The 15,905-nt window shown below is 62.4% G+C and carries 12 protein-coding genes and 1 pseudogene; 8 read left to right on the top strand and 5 right to left on the bottom strand.

The window, feature by feature from the left end; all coding sequences use genetic code 11:
• The first annotated feature begins 1 nt into the window (after position 1).
• The 7 genes from nuoL to ACP8ML_RS10210 all read left to right on the top strand — a co-directional run bounded on the left by nuoL (position 2) and on the right by ACP8ML_RS10210 (position 8,914).
• Entirely contained in the window at positions 2 to 1,888 is a 1,887-nt protein-coding gene (gene nuoL / locus ACP8ML_RS10240; protein ID WP_065673480.1) for an NADH-quinone oxidoreductase subunit L, read from the top strand.
• A 17-nt stretch (positions 1,889 to 1,905) separates the two neighbouring features.
• A complete protein-coding gene (locus tag ACP8ML_RS10235; RefSeq protein WP_117189399.1) occupies positions 1,906 to 3,399 on the top strand; it encodes an NADH-quinone oxidoreductase subunit M in 1,494 nt (497 codons plus the stop codon).
• Positions 3,396 to 5,012 (top strand): NADH-quinone oxidoreductase subunit NuoN, encoded by a 1,617-nt coding sequence (nuoN, locus tag ACP8ML_RS10230; protein ID WP_065673478.1) that lies wholly within the window; start codon positions 3,396 to 3,398, stop codon positions 5,010 to 5,012. Before ACP8ML_RS10235 ends, nuoN begins: the two co-directional genes overlap by 4 nt.
• A 190-nt stretch (positions 5,013 to 5,202) precedes the next feature.
• Positions 5,203 to 6,177, top strand: a complete 975-nt coding sequence (locus ACP8ML_RS10225) for a polyprenyl synthetase family protein (RefSeq protein ID WP_065673477.1) — start codon at positions 5,203 to 5,205, stop codon at positions 6,175 to 6,177.
• Between the two features lie 39 nt (positions 6,178 to 6,216).
• Entirely contained in the window at positions 6,217 to 6,999 is a 783-nt protein-coding gene (cobF, locus tag ACP8ML_RS10220; RefSeq protein WP_065673476.1) for a precorrin-6A synthase (deacetylating), read from the top strand.
• Positions 7,000 to 7,095: 96 nt separating this feature from the next.
• On the top strand, positions 7,096 to 7,965 hold the full coding sequence (locus tag ACP8ML_RS10215; RefSeq protein WP_256998370.1) for an HpcH/HpaI aldolase/citrate lyase family protein: 870 nt from the start codon (positions 7,096 to 7,098) through the stop codon (positions 7,963 to 7,965).
• Between the two features lie 70 nt (positions 7,966 to 8,035).
• A complete protein-coding gene (locus ACP8ML_RS10210) occupies positions 8,036 to 8,914 on the top strand; it encodes a hypothetical protein (protein ID WP_065673475.1) in 879 nt (292 codons plus the stop codon).
• A gap of 149 nt (positions 8,915 to 9,063) precedes the next feature.
• Here the strand turns inward: ACP8ML_RS10210 and ACP8ML_RS10205 are convergent.
• Positions 9,064 to 11,045 (bottom strand): annotated as a pseudogene (locus ACP8ML_RS10205) (M13 family metallopeptidase).
• A 253-nt stretch (positions 11,046 to 11,298) separates the two neighbouring features.
• Between ACP8ML_RS10205 and ACP8ML_RS10200 the strand changes: the two are divergent.
• Complete coding sequence (locus tag ACP8ML_RS10200; protein WP_117189397.1) at positions 11,299 to 12,285, top strand: IS481 family transposase; 987 nt, start codon at positions 11,299 to 11,301, stop codon at positions 12,283 to 12,285.
• Positions 12,286 to 12,600: 315 nt separating this feature from the next.
• Here ACP8ML_RS10200 and ACP8ML_RS10195 read toward each other — a convergent pair whose 3' ends face one another.
• The 4 genes from ACP8ML_RS10195 to ACP8ML_RS10180 all read right to left on the bottom strand — a co-directional run bounded on the left by ACP8ML_RS10195 (position 12,601) and on the right by ACP8ML_RS10180 (position 15,809).
• Positions 12,601 to 13,521, bottom strand: coding sequence for an IS110 family RNA-guided transposase (locus ACP8ML_RS10195; protein ID WP_486703072.1), 921 nt, complete (start codon positions 13,519 to 13,521; stop codon positions 12,601 to 12,603).
• A 424-nt stretch (positions 13,522 to 13,945) separates the two neighbouring features.
• The gene (locus tag ACP8ML_RS10190; protein ID WP_179856591.1) at positions 13,946 to 14,320 is read right to left on the bottom strand and encodes a hypothetical protein; all 375 of its coding nucleotides are present in this window, start codon (positions 14,318 to 14,320) and stop codon (positions 13,946 to 13,948) included.
• A gap of 178 nt (positions 14,321 to 14,498) precedes the next feature.
• Positions 14,499 to 14,954, bottom strand: a complete 456-nt coding sequence (locus ACP8ML_RS10185; protein ID WP_256998409.1) for an adhesin — start codon at positions 14,952 to 14,954, stop codon at positions 14,499 to 14,501.
• A 297-nt stretch (positions 14,955 to 15,251) separates the two neighbouring features.
• Positions 15,252 to 15,809, bottom strand: coding sequence for an adhesin (locus ACP8ML_RS10180; protein ID WP_117189396.1), 558 nt, complete (start codon positions 15,807 to 15,809; stop codon positions 15,252 to 15,254).
• Positions 15,810 to 15,905 lie beyond the last annotated feature (96 nt).

Below are 15,905 nucleotides of genomic sequence, written 5' to 3'. Positions count from 1 at the left end.
CGTGACTGTCCTGGAAACCGGCCTGTTCAACGTGGCCTGGCTCATGATCGCGGTGCCGCTGGTCGTCTCCGCACTGCTGCTGGTGCTCGGACGCCGCAGCGACGTCTGGGGACATCTGTTGGCCACCGTGGCCCCGATCGTCTCCTTCGTCATCGGGTTGGTCCTCTTCATCGACCTGCTGGGCCGCGATGCCGCGTCCCGTGCTGTCGAGGTGGGGGTCTACCAGTTCATCGACGTCGGATCGTGGGATCTGAGGGTTGGCCTACTGGTCGATCAGCTCTCTATCCTGTTCGTCCTTCTCATCACCTTCGTGGGCTCCCTGATCCACATCTACGCGATCGGATACATGGCCCACGACACCGATCGACGTCGTTTCTTCGCCTACCTCAACCTCTTCATCGCCGCGATGCTGACGCTGGTGCTGGCCGACAACTACCTCATCCTGTTCGTCGGCTGGGAGGGCGTCGGTCTGGCCTCCTACCTGCTCATCGGCTTCTGGTTCGGTCGTCCGGCCGCCGCTCGCGCAGGTAACAAGGCCTTCATCATGAATCGCATCGGCGACCTCGGTCTGACGATGGCGATCTTTACCATGCTCGCCCAGTTCGGCAGCGTGCGTTTCGCCGACGTCTCGGACAAGGCCTCCGGGCTGACGTCAACCTGGGCCACCCTGCTCGGCTTCATGCTGCTGCTGGCCGCCTGCGGCAAGTCGGCCCAGGTCCCGCTGCAGGCCTGGCTGCTCGACGCCATGGAGGGGCCGACCCCGGTCTCGGCCCTCATCCACGCCGCGACGATGGTCACTGCCGGCGTCTACCTTGTCGTGCGGTCCCACGCCATTTACGCCGAAACAGGAGCAGCCTCGCTGGCCGTCGCGATCGTCGGTACCGTCACCCTGCTGTTCGGCGCCTGGATCGGTTCGTCCAAGAAGGACATCAAGAAGGTCCTCGCCGGATCGACGATGAGCCAGATCGGCTACATGATGCTGGCCGCGGGCCTCGGCCCGGCCGGCGCCGCCCTGGCGATCTTCCACCTCATCACCCACGGCTTCTTCAAGGCCAACATGTTCCTGGGAGCCGGCTCGGTGATGCACGGTACGGGCGACGACACCGACATGTACCACTTCGGTGCACTGTCGAAGGTCATGCCCGTCACCTTCTGGACCTTCGCCTGCGGTTACCTTGCCATCATCGGCATCCCCGGCACCTCGGGCTACTTCTCCAAGGACCACATCATCGAGGCCGCCTTCGACAAGGGCGCGGTCTTCGGTGTGCTGGCCCTCATCGGTGCCGGCATCACCGCCTACTACATGACTCGCCTCATGGTGCTGACCTTCCTGGGATCCAAGCGGTGGCGTGAGGACGTCCACCCGCACGAGTCCCCGGCCGTCATGACGATCCCGCTCATCGTGTTGGCCATCCTGTCGATCTTCGCAGGTGCCTTGATGAACAACTGGATCGGTGACTGGCTGGCCCCGGCCACCGGTGCTGAGGTCGAGCACGTCGGCATGTGGCACATGGGCATGATCGGCATTATCACCCTCGTCGTGGTGATCCTCGGCATCTTGGCCGGTTGGCTGCTCAACCGTCACGACGTGCCGAGCGAGGAACCCGCCACCCACGATCCGCTGCTCATCGCTGGTCGTCACGATTTCTACGGCGACGATGTCAACGACGTCGTCGTCGTGAAGCCGGGGCGCTGGCTGGCCGGTGGGGTCGAGGGCTTCGACCGTGCGGTCGTTGACGGTCTGGTCAACGGCGCAGGCTCGGTGACCACGGCCTGCTCCCAGATCGTCCGCAAGGTCCAGAACGGTTATGTACGTAGCTACGGCCTCATGATGGTCGTCGGCGTGCTGGTCGTCGGACTCGTCGTCGTCCTGGGCCGGATGGCCTGAGCGCAGGAGGAGCTGACATGTCTTTCCCGATCCTCACCGTGATCGCCCTGCTGCCGATCGTCGGCGGCATCATCACCATGATGATGCGCGGAGCCGCGGCCCGAACCACCGGCATGGTGTTTTCCCTGGTCACTCTGGTGCTGGGTGTCTACGCCTTCATCCGCGGGGTCAACGGCACTGATCTGTCGGAGACCCACCGCTGGATTCGCGCCATCGGCGCCTGGTACGCCCTGGGTGGCGACGGGCTGTCTCTGACGATGATCCTGCTGGTCGTCATCCTCGTCCCAGTGGTGCTGCTCGCCGAGTGGCACGTGGGCGACGAAGGTAAGGCGCGTTGGTCGACCGGCGCTTTCTTCGGCCTGGCCCTCATGCTCGAGGGGCTGGCGATCTACTGTTTCGCCGCCACCGACGTCCTGCTGTTCTACCTCATGTTCGAGGCCACCCTCATCCCGATGTACTTCCTCATCGCCGGATGGGGAGGTCCGCGACGAGGCCGTGCCGCCATGAAGTTCCTGCTGTACTCCCTGGCCGGTGGCCTGGTGATGCTGTTCGCTGTCATCGGCGTCGGTGTCCACGGTGGTTCCTTCCTGCTGAGCGACCTGGCCAAGGTGAACTTCTCCGGGGCCATCGGAAAGGAGCTGTTCGTCGGCTTCTTCATCGCCTTCGCGATCAAGGCCCCGATGGTTCCGGTGCACACCTGGCTGCCTGACACCGCCGAACAGGCGACCGCCGGAACGTCCGCCCTGCTCGTCGGTCTGCTCGACAAGATCGGCACCTTCGGAATGCTGAGGCTGTGCTTGGGCCTGTTCCCGGCCGCCTCCGACTGGGCCACCCCGTTCGTGCTCACCCTGGCGATCATCTCGGTGCTGTGGGGTGCCATGATGGCCGCCACCTCGAGCGACCTCATGAGGTTCGTCTCCTACATCTCTGTGAGCCACTTCGGCTTCATGGTCATCGGCATCTTCGCCCTGACGACAACCTCGATCACCGGCTCGATCTTCTACATGTTCAACCATGGCTTCTCCACCGCGGCACTGTTCCTGGTGCTCGGATTCCTGGTACGTCGCGGCAGGACGGCGAAGGTCGACGCCTACGGTGGCGTCCAGAAGGTCGCCCCGGTGCTCGCGGGAACCTTCCTCTTCGCCGGGCTGGCCACCCTGTCGCTGCCGGGCACCGGGAACTTCGTCAGCGAATTCATGGCCCTGGCAGGAGCCTGGGCGCGTCACCCGATCTACGTCGCCGTCTCCACCATCGGCATGGTGCTGGCTGCCGTCTACGTCCTGGTGACCTACCGACGCACCATGACCGGTCCCGTGCAGGGAGTTTCCGAGAAGGTCAGCGACCTCAATGGTCGGGAGAAGCTGGTGCTCGCACCGCTCATCATCCTGCTGCTGGTGTTCGGCTTCTTCCCACGGCCGATGTTGCACGCCATTGAACCGGCAGCCACCGCGACCATGACCCAGGTTCACGCCACCGATCCGGCACCCGTCGTCAAGGAGGGCCTCAAGTGAATCCCGTCCTGTTGATTCCCGCGCTCGGGTGTCTCGCGCCCCTTGACGTCGTGGCCCCGCACATCGAGTACGGACCGCTGATGCCGGTCTTCGCTCTGATGGCTGGCGCCTGCCTGGCAGTGTTGGTGGAGGCCTTCGTGCCTCGCTCCGGTCGCCGTCCGACCCAGATCATCCTGACGGTAGCCGCCCTCGCCGTGGCCATCGCTTCGACGCTGACCACGATCGCCAAGGGCACCCGGATCGTTGCCGGTCAGGGAACCCTGGCCCTCGACGGTCCGACCCTGGCCACCTGGATGGTCCTGCTCGTCACGAGCCTCGGTGCCGTGGTGCTCTTCGCCGAGCGAGTGGGTGGTACCCAGACGGCCTTCGTGGCGAGCGCCTCGTCGGTGCCCGGATCTCCGCTGGAGGCCAAGGCCGAGCAGGAGCATCGCGAGCACACCGAGGTCTACCCGCTGCTGATGTTCGCGGTGCTGGGCATGATGTGCTTCGCCGCCTCCGACGACCTCATCATGATGTTCGTCGCCCTGGAGATCTTCTCCCTGCCGCTGTACCTGCTGTCGGGGATGTCTCGTCGTCGTCGGCTCCTGTCCCAGGAAGCCGCACTGAAGTACTTCCTGCTGGGCGCACTGTCCTCGGCCCTGTTCCTCTACGGCATCGTCCTGCTGTACGGCTGCGCAGGCAGCTTCAAGCTGGGCGCCATCGCCGCGGTCGGCGTCACCCAGGTGGGCTCGTCAAGGCTCATCATCGCCGGCATGGTGCTGGTCGCCGTCGGACTGCTGTTCAAGGTGGGCGCTGTTCCGTTTGCCTCCTGGACTCCTGACGTCTACACCGGAGCCCCGACCCCGGTCAGCGGCTGGATGGCGGTGGCGACCAAGCTCGTCGCCCTCGTCGGTCTGATGCGTGTGCTCTACGTCGGTCTGGGCGCCATGAGATGGGACTGGCAGATCATCCTCGCAGTGGTCGCCGTGGCGTCCATGGCTGTCGGCGCGGTCGTCGGTCTGGCCCAGACTGACATGAAGCGTCTGCTGGCCTACTCCGCGATCGCTCACGCTGGCTTCGTGCTGGTGGGCGTCGTCGGTGCCTGGACGATCCAGACTGGTATGACCCCGGGTCATACCGGTTCGGTCTCCTCGGTGCTGGTCTACATGACGGCCTACGGTCTGTCCTCGATCGGTTTCTGGCTCCTCATCCTCATGGTGCGGCGTGCCGGTGGCGAGTCGACAGAGATCGACTCGTGGGCTGGTCTCGGTCGCAAACACCCGTGGTTCGGTGTTCTCGTCGTCATCTTCGTGCTGAGCTTCGCCGGCATCCCACTGACGGCCGGCTTCACTGGCAAGCTGGTGGTCTTCCTGGCCGGATGGCGTGGCGGATATGCCTGGCTGGTGCTCCTCGGAGTGCTCTTCTCCCTCGTAGCGGCGGCCTTCTACCTGCGCATCATCGCCGTGGTCTTCTTCCGCAACCCGAAGGATGAGAACGATCCCGTCGAGGTCGCAGAGCCGTCCATCGCCGGGTGGATCACGCTGATCATTTGCGCGGTCTTCACCATCGTCATGGGTGTTGCCCCGCAGCCGATCATTGACCTGTTCAACCAGGCGAGTACCTTCCTGCGCTGAGTTGTTCATGAGGTCGGGGTCGCTGTTCAGAAGGGTTGCGACTCCGGCCTGGTCACACCTGTGGGCCATCCCAACCGCATCCCGGAAAGACGCGAGGCCCGTCTAACCAGTAATGTGGAACACGGTCGTGTCACGGAGAGACGACGGCCGGACGAGCACCGAGCACACGCCCGGTCGGAAGAGGAGAACTGTGTCGTACAGCGCCAGCAGCGAGTTCACCGATCTGGTGACCGCCAAACTTGCCCTCATCGAGGATGAGCTGGGTCGCCAGGCCGGCGCCGACACGCCTTTCGTCACCGAGGCGGCCAACCACATCATTTCCGCCGGCGGCAAGCGATTCCGTCCACTGCTGGTGGTGCTGTGCTCTCAGTTCGGTGACGAGGTCGACGATGCGGATCTGGTTCGTGCTGCCGTCGTCATGGAGCTGACCCACGTCGCCTCCCTCTACCACGACGACGTCATGGACGAGGCCTCCAAGCGCCGCGGTGCCCCCTCTGCCAACCTGCGCTGGGGCAACTCCGTGGCCATCATGGTCGGCGACTACCTCTTCTCCCGCGCCTCCCTGGCAGTGGCCGAACTGGGCGTCGACTTCGTCCGCCTGCAGGCCCGGACCTTCTCCCGCCTGGTGCAGGGTCAGATCGCCGAGACCCGTGGACCCTCCGAGGACGAGGACCCGCTGGCCCACTATCTCCAGGTCGTGGCCGACAAGACCGGCTCCCTCATCGCTGCGTCCGCGGTATTCGGTGGCATGGTCTCCCATGCCTCACCGGAGATCGTCGCCGCCCTGGAACGGTTCGGCGAGGACATCGGCGAGGTCTTCCAGCTCGCTGACGACCTCATCGACATCACCTCGACGGCGACCGGCAAGACGCCGGGCACTGATCTGCGCGAGAAGGTTCCGACCCTGCCGACCCTCATGTTGCGTTCCTCTGGTGATCCGTCCGACGACGAGCTCAAGAAGATGCTCGACGCCGACCTGTCCGACGACGCGGTGCTGGCCGACGTGCTCGAGAAGCTGCGCGCCAACCACGTCGTCGAGGAGGCTCGTGCCGAGATCCAGCGTCGCGCCGATCGCGCTCGTACCCACCTGGCCCCGCTTCCTGAAGGGGATGCCAAACAGGCCCTCATGGCCCTCTGCGACGAGGTCGTGTCCCGTTCGTCCTGACAGAGGCCACGTCCGAAACCGCCAATCCCAGGAGGCATCGTGTCCCGTCATCTCGACCTCATCGGCATCGGCCCCGGCAACCCGGACTGGTTGACCCTGGCCGCCGTTGACGCCATCCAGCACCTCGACGTCCTCTTCGTCGTCCTCAAGGAACATGATGTCGACGACCTCGTCGAGTTCCGACGTCAGGTATTGCGCCGTCACCGTCCGCAGGCCGACACCGACGGCCTGCGGATCGTCGAGCTGCAGGACCCGCCGCGTCCCTGGAAGACCGCCGAGAATTACAAGGAAGCTGTCGCCCTGTGGCGTCGCCAGCGACTCGACCAGTGGACCCACGCCGTCGCGGACAACCTTGCTGATGGTCAGTGGGGTGGATTCCTGGTGTGGGGAGACCCGGGCCTGTTCGAGTCGACCCTGGCCATCGTCAAGAAGCTCATCGCAGCGGTTGACGCCGACGGGGGAGTACCCGTCGAACTCAACGTCATTCCCGGGATCTCCAGCTCCCTGTCCCTGGCCTCGCGTCATCAGATCCCGCTCAACCGTCAGGGGCGCCCACTGCAGATCTCCCCTGCCCGCCTGCTGGCCGACGGGATGCCTGAGGGGGTCGACGACGTCGTCGTCATGCTGGACGGTCGCCAGACCTTCAGCCTCATCGACCCGACCGGTATCGACATCTACTGGGCGGCATACATCGGTACCCCTGACGAGATCCTCATCAGTGGTGACCTGGCCGAGGTCCGAGACGAGATCCTCGCGACTCGCGCCGACGCCGAGGAGCGTCTGGGGTGGGTCTTCGACACCTACCTGTTGCGTCGTCGCTGAGGGGCGTTCCCGGCCCGGTCGACATGGGGCCGATTCCGATCTGAACCTGCTGCCCCGACGCGCCATATCCGTGGTGTGTGCGGCAGGATGGGGCACATGGATAGTGCACTGCGTCCCCGTCGATCCGTTCTGTTCATGCCCGGCGCCAACGCCAGGGCCTTGGAGAAGGCCCGCGTTATTGATTGCGACGGCATCATCATTGACCTGGAGGACGCCGTGGCCCCCGACCTCAAGGTCGAGGCCCGGGAGCGTGCCGCCGAGGTCGTCGAGGGCCGTCCCTACGGATACCGGGAGGTCGCCATCCGCGTCAACGGGATGGACACCGAGTGGTACCACAACGACATCAAGGCTGCCGTTGCCGCCGGTCCTGACGCCATCGCCGTCCCCAAGGTCGGCTCGGCCGAGCAGGTTCGTTCCATCGTCGCCGACATGGAGGCCGCCGGAGCCGGCGAGGACATCAAGCTGTGGGCCATGATCGAGACCCCGCGGGCCGTGCTGGATTGCGCGGAAATCGCAGAAGCCTCCGACCGCCTGACGGTGCTCATCATGGGCACCAATGACCTCACCAAGGAATTGCGCGCATCCCATGTTCCTGGTCGCGCCCCGGTGACGGCAGCCCTGCAGATGTGCCTGTTGGCTGCTCGGGCGGCCGGTGTCGTCATCCTCGACGGGGTGTACAACGATGTGCGCGACGTTGATGGATTCACTGCCCAGTGTCGTGAGGCCCAGCTCATGGGGTTCGACGGCAAGACGCTGATACACCCCGGTCAGGTGGCCCCGGCCAATGAGGTCTTCGCCCCCGACGCTGACGAGGTCGAAGAGGCCCGCGGCATCATCGACGCCTGGGAGAACGGCAACGGTTCCGGGGTCGTCACCTACCGGGGACGGATGATCGAGAACCTGCACGTCGACACGGCGCGTCGAGCCCTTGCGATGGTCGAGGCGATAGAGGTACGCGGCCATTGATGCCGCATGCCCTCCCGACCATGGGCAGGACGTCGTCGGGGTGAGCCGATTGCGTCATATTGTACGCAGTATGCCTTTTCGACGATTCTTGGCGGGGATAGCGGCCGTCTTGCTTCTTCTGCCTGCTGCGTGTTCGCGGCACGATGACGCGCAGGCGCCCGTTGTCGACAGTCTCGGGACGGTGTTCAGCCCCTCCAACTCCCTCATTCGCGAGCCCGCGAATTCGTCAGTCAATGGGACGCTCAAGAGTACGTATGAGTACCTCCGGCTCATTGACGGTCATGATCTACCTGACGACGACGGCTACGCCCATGATCATCTGGTTGCGGCTTTGCGCCCCTATCTGGTGAATGGTGGAGACAGTCGGCAGGCCCACGTCAGCCAACTCATGGCGGCGTCATCCCTGAAGACCCTCAACGCGTTGTCCGACGAGCAGAAATCGGAGGTCGACAAACGTACCCGCCTGCCGAAGGGCTGCATCACCAGAAAGACAGTGACGACGGACTTGCCCATCGCGACGATGAGGCGGGAGATCGGGCTGTCCAATGACGGGTTGTGTCTCACGCCGTGGAAGGTCACGGTGACCGACTACACGACGTCTTCCGAGGAGGCTCGTTGGGCGATGCAGGCGTTGGCCAATGCCGACCTGTTCGGCAATGCTGCGGAGATCGAGAAATCGGGGTGGCAGGCGATCTCGGACGGGTACTTGCGCCATGTCGACACGTACAACGGCCCGAGTACGACCATCGCAATGGCTTTGTCGGCAACCGATACCGTCTCCGCATTGTCTCGCTCCCAGGTGCAGCGCATTGGCGACCGTCTCACGGATGCGCTATGCCCGAGGAAGGACCTTGGCCCGGCGCTCATTCGCAATGGAAAGCCGGTCAAGGACAAGTGCAGTGTCGAATCGGCGTACCTGCTGAGGTACTCAGGGAACTGGTCATGGTGATCAAGACCTTCCCGTCCGACGATTCGGCCCGGGCTGGCCGTTGGGTGCCTGCCCGCACCATTGCCTCAGTGAGGTCACACAAGCCCTGTGAGCTGCTGCGTGAGCAGTGAAGAATGCCCCCGGGTTCGTGGAACTCGGGGGCATCGTCATCACCAGATGGTGACTCGCTTCTCGGGAGGCAGCCACATCGGGTCATCTTCGGTCACACCGAAGGCTTCGTGGAAGGCGTCGATGTTGCGGACGGTCTGGTTGCAGCGGAACTCGGTGGGCGAGTGGGGGTCGGTAGCAATCTGGGTGCGCAGGGACTCATTGCGCTGTTTTTCGCGCCAAATTCGAGCGTAAGACAAGAAGAACCGCTGCTGCCACGGCAGGCCTTCAATCGGTTCGGGTTCGGCTCCCGCAAAGGAAATCTGGAGGGCTTTGAAGGCGATTCCAGCCCCGCCAAGGTCCCCGATGTTCTCTCCGATGGTCAACTCGCCGTTGACGTGCGGGCCGTCGGGGCCGAGTTGCGTGGGATCAGCTCGTTGTACTGGGCGATGAGACCCTTGGTGCGCTCCTTGAAGGCCGCGCGATCGTCGATCGTCCACCAGTCACGCAACAGACCCTTGCCATCACACGTCGAGCCCTGATCGTCGAAACCATGACCGATCTCGTGGCCGATGACCGAACCGATCCCGCCATAGTTGACGGCGTCGTCAGCCTCGACGTCGAAGAATGGCGGTTGCAGGATGGCCGCCGGGAAGACGATCTCATTGCGCAATGGGTGGTAATAGGCATTGACCGTCTGGGGGAACATCAGCCATTCGTCAGGATCCATGGGGCGCGAGAGCTTCTCGATGGTGTGATCGAGCTGGAATGAGCTGCAGGCCAAGGCGGCGTCAACCAAACCACCGTCGGGCAACTGGAAACTCGAGAAGTCGCGCCAGCGCGTGGGGTACCCAATCTTCGGACGGAAAGCCGAAAGCTTGGCGAGGGCCTCAGCTCTGGTCGTTTCGCTCATCCATGTCAGCGTCGAGATGGACTGACGGTACGCCGCCAGAAGATTGGCGACGAGGTCGTCCATCCGCTCCTTGGCTGCTGGCGGGAAGTGCCGGGCCACGTACAGCTTGCCGATGGCCTCGCCCATCGTTGACTCGACGAAGGACACACCACGCTTCCACCGCGCCTTGAGCGCAGGGGTGCCGTTGAGGATGCGACCGTAAAAGGTGAAGTTCTCGTTGACGAAGGCCGAGGTGAGGTACGGGGCCAAGGACGAGATGACATGCCAACGAGCCCACGACTTCCATTGGTCCAGGCGCTCATCGGTCAGCATCGGTTCGACCTCGTCGAAGAACGACGGCTGATTGTCGATGACGGTAGCCAGGACGGTCTGCGGGATGCGCGCACCCTCTCGCCACAGGTCCAGATGGAGGCCTGGATGGGCCTTCGACAGCTCGTGAAAGGACTTGGGATTAAAGGCTGCCCTCATATCTCGGCAGCGGACCTGATCCCAGTGGTGAGACGCGATCTCGGTTTCAAGATCCAGGATGATCTGTGCCTGATCGTTGGCGTCATCCAGCCCGGCCAGGGTCAGCATTCGGGCAATGTGGCTCTGATAGGCCGCGCGGATTTCGGCCTTGTCGTCGTCACGGTAATAGGCCTCGTCGGGCAGGCCGAGCCCAGCCTGACCCATCCACGGCACGTAGCGCGTGGGGTCGGCGGGGTCCGATTCCTCGGCGAGGTAGAACAGGGCACCGAGAGACTCGCGGTAATGCTGGCCCAGCAATGTCATGAACTCGGACGTCGTCGTCACGCGGTCGATGCGTGCCAGGATCGGGGCCAGGGGTCCGGTGCCGGCATCCTCAACCGCATCGGCGTCCATGAAGCGGTGGTACAGCTCGGCCAAGAGCTCGACCTCGTGGTCGGTTGACTCGCTGGCCGCCTGCCGCAACTCGTGAGCGGCACCGGAGGTGAGTTCTTCGAGGATGCTGTGGACGGCAGCCTCGGAATTGTCACGCAGCACCCGGAACGATCCGGTGCTCGCCTGATCCGAGGGGATCTCAGTCACACGCTCCCAGGCGCCGTTGACGTGCTGGTACAGGTCATCGCCGGGACGAATGTTCTCGTCGCGGTCGGGGAAGAGTTCTGCCATGGGCCCACCTTAGTGGGCCTGACAACGAGGGAAGCTTCAAGTGGCATGGACTTGTTCATCCCATGTCATGCTCCGAAGAACAAAAGGACACTGAGAATTGCGGTGAGCCAGCACCATATGGCCACAGAGCCTGCTAGCCGGTACTGACCGGGGAGGTTGGTTGAAGGATTGTGATCCGGGCGTGTGACGTAGGGGAGGGCCTTGCTGGTTGAGTGGGACTTGCGAAGATATCCACTGCCAGAAAGGCCCTCTTGTGTCCCACGCTAACGCAGCTCTGACTCCACGCGCTCGTTTGCGGGTTGCTCAGCTCGTCGTTGACAATCACGTCCCGATTGCCGAGGTCGCTGCCCGGTTCCAGTGTTCGTGGCCGACCGTCAAACGCTGGGTGGATCGTTATCGCGCTGGCGAGTCGATGCAGGATCGTTCTTCTCGGCCCCATCACAGCCCGAACGCGACACCACTGCCAGTGGTGAAACGCTGTGTGAGTCTGCGTCTTCGGCTGCGGGAAGGACCTGTCCAGCTCGCTGCCCGACTCGGTATCGCCCCCTCAACGGCGGGCCGTATCCTCACAGCCTGTCAGCTGAACCGGCTTTCTCATGTCGATCGGGCCACTGGGGAACCAGTGCGTCGCCACGAGCACGACCATCCCGGCAGTCTGGTCCACGTCGACGTCAAGAAGCTGGGCAACATTCCTGATGGTGGTGGGTGGCGGTTCGTGGGCCGCCAGCAGGGCGACCGCAACCGCGCAGCAACCCCCGGCAAACCGAAGAACAGACACCACAACCCGAAGATGGGCTACGCGTTCGTCCACTCCGTGATCGACGACCATAGCCGCGTCGCCTACGCCGAGGTCCACGACGACGAAACCGCCCTGACTGCCACCGGCGTGCTGGTCCGGGCGGTCAACTGGTTCGCTGATCGAGGCGTGCGGATCGAACGAGTCTTGTCCGACAATGGGTCGGCCTACACGTCACACCTGTGGGCCCAGGTTTGTGATCAGCTCTCCATCACGGTGAAGAAGACCCGCCCCTACAGGCCTCAAACGAATGGCAAGATCGAACGGTTCCATCGCACCCTGGCTGACGGCTGGGCCTACGCCCGCTGCTACACCAGCGAACAAGAACGCCGCGACGCCCTGGCCAGTTGGATCCACTACTACAATCACCACCGACCCCACTCAGCCTGCGAGAACCACCCGCCGATCACCCGGTTGACCAACGTCCCCGGTCAGTACACCTGATATGGGTGCAGGTTTTGTCAAGAGGGCAGGATGAGGCGCCACCAGGCTGGATGCTTGGTGGCGCCTCATCCTTTGTTGACCCGAAGTGGTGTTGACGAGGGGTTTCGCGTGTTTGTCGACGGCGATGTCAGTCTGATATTCGCGGGTTGGTTACCGCAGGACGGTGCTTTCGGCTCGGAACGTCACGCCTGTCTAGCATCGAGCGTCGCCGGCATCGTTGATGACGGCTGCTCATAGGTGTTTCGCGGGTCGTTCCGGTCGCTGCGTCACCCCTCGGGGACCTGGCTTCGGGCCAAGTTTGTGGGCCTCGAGGGGCTATTCCTCGAGGACGGCCAGGGACCAGCACCAGCCGGCGAGTTCGCGGGCGATGGCGGCGTTGGCGACGATGGGGCGCTTCTTGCGTTTCTTGAACTGGTTCCAGCGGTGGTTGAGGCGTCGGTTGCCCAGGTCTCCGCGGGCCCGGGCGGCCGGGGAGGCGAGGTCCCAGCGGTCGCGGATGGTCTTGCCGGGGACGTAGCGGTGCTGGTGATGCCAGGCAGCCTCGACCAGGAGTCGGCGCGCGTGGCTGTTGCCGGTCTTGGTGATCGGCCCTTGTGAGCGGGACTGGCCCGATGAGTTCTCCGACGGAATCAGGCCGACGAACGAGCCGATCGAGTTGCCGGTGAACCTGCTCCAGTCGCCGATCTCGACCGCCAGTCCGAACCCGGTCAGCGTCGAGATGCCGCGCAGGCATACGAGCCTGCGGACGGCATCGGTGTATTGACTGTTCTCGGCCATGGCTTCGATGCGTTCATCGAGACGGTCACGGCGGGCCGTGATCGTGATCACGGAGTCGTAGGCCTCGTCGAAGGCGGCCTGGACCAGCGGGGAGTCGAAGCGTTGCCTGCGCAGCCAGGCGTCATGCGCGTTGCTCCAGGCCTGCCCGCCGGAGTAGACGATCCCGTGTCGCAGCAGGAGTTTCGAGAGGCGGTGCCTGGCCCGCATCAGATCGGAGCGGCAGTCCTCACGGGCCCTCACCAGGTCGCGTGCTGCTTCGGTGAGCTCGTCGGGGACGGTGACTGCGGTGAACGCATCCAGCCGCAACAACGTCGACAGGTGTTCGGCGTCGATCGCATCAGTCTTCACCCGCGAACCGGAAGGCCGCTGGAGCTTGGACGGGGCCGCGACAACGGTTCGGATGTCGTGTGACAGCAGGGTTCTGGCCAGACCATAGCCCGTCGGGCCAGCCTCGTAGATCGCCGCCGACGGGCCGGGCAGCGCCTTGATTCAGGCCGTCACCTCCACGGGGTCGGGGCAGAGTCTGGCTTTGAAGATTTCTCCGGTCTGGACGTCCATCGCATGCGCCACCACGGAGCGGGCATGCACATCCAGGCCAACACTCGTACGCTCGGTAAACAACCGGGGCCTCCCACGTATGTCGGAAAGGCCAGACAGGCCGCCCCTGTCCGGCAACCCACGAATCGTTGCGCGGAGAGGCCCCGGCCTGCCAGAGCTTCACCCCAGATCGGGGTCACCCATACCGTCTAGCGCAGCCACTGCTTCAAAACTCATTTTTGGGACGAGTGAACGATCATCTGGGGGGATGTTTCCTCTGGCGACACCGAGAGACCATCCGGCAAGGGGAAACATGATCAGGGGAACGAGATAGACGACAAACGCTCTACTGCTGAAGGTGGGCGCCATCTGGTATGAATTTATGTGGATGCGCTGTACAAATAAAAGTATGGTAAATGATTGTCATGACCAATTCGGTGAGGGTAGCCATGGTGACGCCGATTGTTGTGATTCTGTGCTTCCTCTTCTTTGGGGTTTCACATGTTTTTATGGTCTTTCCCCACAGCCCGGTGATCCAGCCAACCAAGGGGAAGATGAAACACATGAGGGAAATTCTTGCATAAGCATGATGACGCCCCGTTGTCACATGAATGATCAAGAGGACGACTGCCCAGACGGTTCCGACGATGGTGCCGATGAGGAGGCCGTTGAGGGGTGCGCGATGGTACTGTTGTTTGGTTGTGTTGTTGTGGGTGGTCATCGTGGTGCCTTCCCCCTGACTCTTGGTCTGTCTCTCGCTGGCAGCCGAGTGGCTGTCTGGTAATGGGAACATCGTGGTCTCTGTGGCAAGGGGAGCTTCCTGAAGCTCGTGTCACCGTTAAGAATTGTGCACGCGTGGCCGCATCCATCGGCACGTCTCACTGGGACAGTGTGGGGCGTCAAGAATGAGAGGATAGGGATAGTTCTGTAATGCCGAAAATATAAAACCATACCGCCACGGTTATGAACAGTATGATCACTGAAGCAATACTCATGCTAAGAATAAAAGAGGCTTTACTGTTCTTGAGTCTGATACCGATATCGCTGAGGACCAGTCCAGCACAAGGAAACACTGCTAACGGAAGCGGGTGTATTGCTGCTTCCACACTGCTTAGAAATATACGATCCGTAAACAGGAAGAACTCGGTCGAGAACATGAGTATGCCAGCGAAAGCCGCCATGACAGCACCTATGATTTTGGTTTTGATTCTCCGTTTCTCCGGGTCATCGCACGTGTACATCTTCCGTTCCCACAATCCTGTGAGCCACCCAACCAGAGGGAAAATGAGCGACATGGTAAATAAAGATGGATACTCTTTGGGGTCGATCGCCTCTTGGGAATTGACGTAGGACATCACGAATACCGTATCCTAGGCGGCTCCAACGGTGGTGCCGATGATGAGGCCGTTGAGGGGTGCGCGACGGTACTGCTCTTCGGCTGCGTTTTTGTGGGTGGTCATCGTTGTCTTCCCTAGAAGGGTTGGCGGTGTTAAGTCTTGGTCTGGTTCTCGCTGCTCGCTGAGTGGCTGTCTGGTAATAGGAGCACCGTGGTCTCTGTGGTAAGAGGAGCTCCCTGAAACTAGTGTCACCGTTAAGTATCGTTCCTACGCGGCCGCATCCATTGGCACATCTCACCGAAACAGTGCAGAGGATCAAGAATGGGAGGATAAGGATAGTTCCGTAATGCTGAAAACATAAAACCACACCGCCACGGTTATGAAGAGTATGACCACTGAAGCAGTGCTCATGCTAAGAATAAAAGGGGCTTTACTATTCTTGAGTCTGATTCCGATATTACTGAGGATCAGTCCGGCGCAAGGAAACACTGCTAACGGAATCGGGTGTACTGCGGCCTCCATGCTGAGGAGAAGGTCATTATCTACAAGAACAAGGTGAGTCGAGAATATGAGCATGCCAGCGAAAGTTGCCATGACAGCACCTATGATTTTGGTTTTGATTCTCCGTTTCTCCGGGTCATCGCATGCGTATATCTTCCGTTCCCACAATTCTGTGAGCCACCCAACCAGAGGGAAAATGAGCGACATGGTAAATACAGGGGGGTACGCCTTGGGAGCGAGAACTAGCGTTTCTCGCACATGAAGTATCCCGAATACCGTAGGCCAAACAACTCCGACGATGGTGCCGATGATGAGGCCGTTGAGTGGGGCGCGATGGTACTGATCCTCGGGTGTTTTGTCGTCGTTCGTCATTATTGCCTCTCGTCGGTATGGTGTGAAGACTCGCGGTCCTGACTTGGCTTGCTGGTGATTGAACCGACCTCTCAAGGCGCGGGGATACTGTAACCA

It is taken from the genome of Cutibacterium sp. LaCa_255, assembly GCF_057458005.1.
This window is presented reverse-complemented; position numbering and strand designations above follow the sequence as displayed.

Bases quoted from the DNA above. Each gene is read 5' to 3' on its own strand.
- ACP8ML_RS10235 (WP_117189399.1), top strand. From the start codon at position 1,906: ATGTCTTTCCCGATCCTCACCGTGATCGCCCTGCTGCCGATCGTCGGC.
- ACP8ML_RS10215 (WP_256998370.1), top strand. From the start codon at position 7,096: ATGGATAGTGCACTGCGTCCCCGTCGATCCGTTCTGTTCATGCCCGGC.
- ACP8ML_RS10210 (WP_065673475.1), top strand. From the start codon at position 8,036: ATGCCTTTTCGACGATTCTTGGCGGGGATAGCGGCCGTCTTGCTTCTT.
- ACP8ML_RS10190 (WP_179856591.1), bottom strand. From the start codon at position 14,320: ATGACCACCCACAACAACACAACCAAACAACAGTACCATCGCGCACCC.
- ACP8ML_RS10185 (WP_256998409.1), bottom strand. From the start codon at position 14,954: ATGTCCTACGTCAATTCCCAAGAGGCGATCGACCCCAAAGAGTATCCA.
- ACP8ML_RS10180 (WP_117189396.1), bottom strand. From the start codon at position 15,809: ATGACGAACGACGACAAAACACCCGAGGATCAGTACCATCGCGCCCCA.